The organism is Kitasatospora sp. NPDC033851, from assembly GCF_055576085.1.
On the sequence record NZ_JBVIRL010000041.1, the window covers coordinates 1 to 3116 of the forward strand.

Sequence of the window (3116 nt, forward strand, 5' to 3'; positions counted from 1 at the left end):
ACTACGAAACCCTCCCAGCCCGCTCCGAGGCCATGATCCACCTCGCGATGATCAGCCTCATGACCCGCCGACTCACCGGCGAAACCACCCCCACCGGGCGCGGCACCTGAACCCCCAGAGTCAGGGACGAAACGCCCAGTGAGTGGAAGTTACGTTTGTTGTGCGGCTGAGGTGCACGAGGAGCGTGCCCGTGTAAGCAGATCTGCATGCGAGCGACGTTTGCCATGTCTCCTGGTTGAGCTTGATCGCTGCTGACGTCCCGAAGCCGCCACGTGCAGACTGAGCGGTGTCACCGTACGGCTGGCGCCGACGCCGATCTGCCGGGATCAGTACCGTCCCGAGTAGATGCTGATACGTGGGGTGGCGCCGACTGACAGTCCAAGACTCTTGCTGTCAGCCACCGCCGGCGGCACTCGGACGACCTTTGTGCCCCACGGGCAGTCACCACCTCATGCTGACGATGGTGATGTGCCGTGTCGGAGGCGGTTCACGATTCGGCCACAACCCATGTCCGCTGAACCGGGGCATGGAAAGATCGCCGGATCGGGCTGAGCTTCCCCCGCTGTGCGGGAGGTGCTGATTACCTGGTCAGGACGGGTTCAGGTGGTTCGACGGCCACTGGTTCGGCCGTCGCCTGGTCGGCGTAGTACTTCGCCTCGTACTCGTCGGGGCTGAGCCAGCCGAGGCGCTTTTGGATGCGGCGGGTGTTGTAGAAGCCGTCGATGACCCTGTTGCCCAATTTGCTCTATGCGGCAAGGACGAGGATTGCGAGGTGTGATGTCCGGGTGCGAGCGAGTGGCTTTTCGTTCCACCAGGCGTCGAGTCGGATGAGGTTGATGGCTGTGGCCGTGAAGACGTGTGCGAGGCGCGTCTTCGACAGGCCGATGTAGCGCGTTCGGCGCGCGCCGGTGGCCGCGATGGCTTGGTGGATCGTGCCTTCGACGCCCGAGCGGGCTGCGTAGCTGGCCTTCCACTCGTCGGTGGCCTGCTCGGCCCGGACGCGTTCGAGGACGGCGTCCTGTTCCTGTGGGCGGACGGTGAGTTGGCGCCCGTAGCGGGTGGAGCTGGTGCACTGGTCGCGTAGTGGGCACGGCGCGCAGGTTTCGGTGGCGAAGCGGATCCGGATCGCCGGCCGCTGGTTGTTGTCCTGGCCTTCGGTCCAGTACCGGCTGGTGGCTCCGTTGGGGCAAGTAGCCATCCTGGCAGCCCAGTTGATGGTGAAGGATGTCTTTCCGAAGCCGATGCCCTGGGCCGTCTGGCGGGTGGTGTTCGGTCTGACCGGGCCGATGACGCGCACACCGTAGTCGGCGGGCGCGGTCAAGAGGAGCTCGGCAGAGATGTAGCCGGCGTCCATCAGATGCTCGGAAGGCAGCAGGTCCTTGTCGTCGAGGCGGTCGTGGATCTCGTCGACGACCACCGGATCGCCGACGGTGGCGTCCGTGGTGACCACGTGGGTGATCATGTGCGGGCGGCCGGATTCGGGGGCGTCGCAGGTCTCGCTGAAGTGGACCTTGTAGCCGTCCCAGGCTGATCCGTGCTTGACCGCGTTGCGGGAATCCGGTTCGTAGGGCGAGGTGATCCGCATTCTGCTGGGCGGGAGATCGTCCTTCCCCCGCCATGCCACCTCCCGCACTCCGTCGATCACCGTGCGCTTGAACTGCTGCAGCCACACCATCCGCAAGGTGGTGACGGCAGGGATCTCCCGCAGCCAGCCCGGAGCCGAAGGAGACGCCACGGCCTCGACCACGAGGTATCCGTCGGCTGCGATGCGCTGGGTGAGCTGGACTCGTTTATCCTCCTCGCTCGGCAGGCGATAGGAGTCGACCCTGGCTCCATAACGCTCCTGCCATGAGGGGTCCATCCACGAGGCGAGCCACCCAGGTGCCGAGACGGCAATCGCCTCCAGTGCCGCTCGTAGTGTCTCGCCCACGAATTCGAGGCGGTTCAAGTTCCTCACCGCCGCGAGGACATGGGTGGAGTCGGTGCGCTGTCGGCCTCCGGAAGCGACCAGTTTCAGCTCCATCAGCCGTTCCAGCAGGAGATCGAGCACCTTCTCCTCCAGGCCGTGGGCCACGAGCCGGTCCCGGAACCCGGTCAGCACGGTGAAGTCGAAGCCGGGATCGGCGAGTTCGAGGCCCAGCAGGTACTTCCAGTCGATCCTGGCCCGCACCGCGTGCGCGGCCTGGCGGTCGGTCAGGTTCTCGGCGAACTGCAACACGGAAACCAACGCCAACTGCCTGGGCGAGACCCCCGGCCGACCGCGGACACCGAACGTGGATCTGAAGACCTCGTCATCGAACAACGGGCCGAGCGAGTCCCGGACCCGCATCGCCAGGCACCCCTTGGGAAACGCCGCGCAGGCGACCACCCGTGTTGCCTCCGGAACGTCCCGACCCGAACTCGCTGCCATCGACACCCGCTGCCCCGTCCTTCAACCGGACGACGACCATCCAGAAGCAGGCCGCCGGCCCAACGGCTCCTCCCAGCAGACCCCACGCGTTCGCAAGATCGCGCCGATTCACCCAATTGGGCAACAGGGTCATCGAGACCTTCTACAACCGCAGGCGCCTGCGCAAGCACCCCCAGTGGGGCTACCTCACCCCACTCGAAATCCGACAGCGACACCAGCAAGGTCACGCCTTGGCGGCGTAGACGGACAGTGTCCAACCGCAGGGTGGAACTTCAGTCCTTCGATCGAGCACGCCGCCGCCACCGCCCTGGGCGCGCGGACCTCCGGCGCCTACCGGCCCGGCGAGGGCGAGCGCGTCGCCGTCGTCCTGTGCGGGGCGAACACCGACCCGTCCGATCTCGTCCCCGCCACCTGACGTACCGCCGGCTACCGCCACCGTCCGGCTCCCGGCAGGAGGGCACGGGACAGCGGAAACGCGGCGGCGCCCGGATCCGGGGTCGCTTTCCTCCGGATCCGGACGCCCGCCCCTCGGCTGTCCCGTGTCGTTGTTCCCGCACGTGCCCGTCTGCCTGACCGGGCACCGCGCGCAGGCCGGTCACCGTGTCGGACGGTCAGGAGCCGAGCTTGTTCCAGTCGCTCCATCCGGTGGAGCCGGTGGTGTACCAGGCGTGGTAGGGCTGGCCGTCGGTGCCGGTGGCGAAGACTT

The 3116-nt window shown here is 66.9% G+C and carries 2 protein-coding genes and 2 pseudogenes; 2 read left to right on the top strand and 2 right to left on the bottom strand.

The features are described from left to right. Positions 1-110: pseudogene (locus ACZ51D_RS39945) on the top strand (IS5 family transposase); the annotation flags it as partial. Positions 111-580: 470 nt separating this feature from the next. On the opposite strand, the gene ACZ51D_RS39950 reads toward ACZ51D_RS39945, so the two are convergent. Next, complete coding sequence (locus tag ACZ51D_RS39950) at positions 581-739, bottom strand: hypothetical protein (protein WP_465665166.1); 159 nt, start codon at positions 737-739, stop codon at positions 581-583. Between the two features lie 6 nt (positions 740-745). Continuing rightward, positions 746-2410, bottom strand: a complete 1665-nt coding sequence (locus ACZ51D_RS39955; protein WP_465665241.1) for an IS1182 family transposase — start codon at positions 2408-2410, stop codon at positions 746-748. A gap of 280 nt (positions 2411-2690) precedes the next feature. Here ACZ51D_RS39955 and ACZ51D_RS39960 point away from each other — a divergent pair. Then, positions 2691-2825 (top strand): annotated as a pseudogene (locus tag ACZ51D_RS39960) (threonine/serine dehydratase); the annotation flags it as partial. Between the last annotated feature and the right edge of the window lie 291 nt (positions 2826-3116).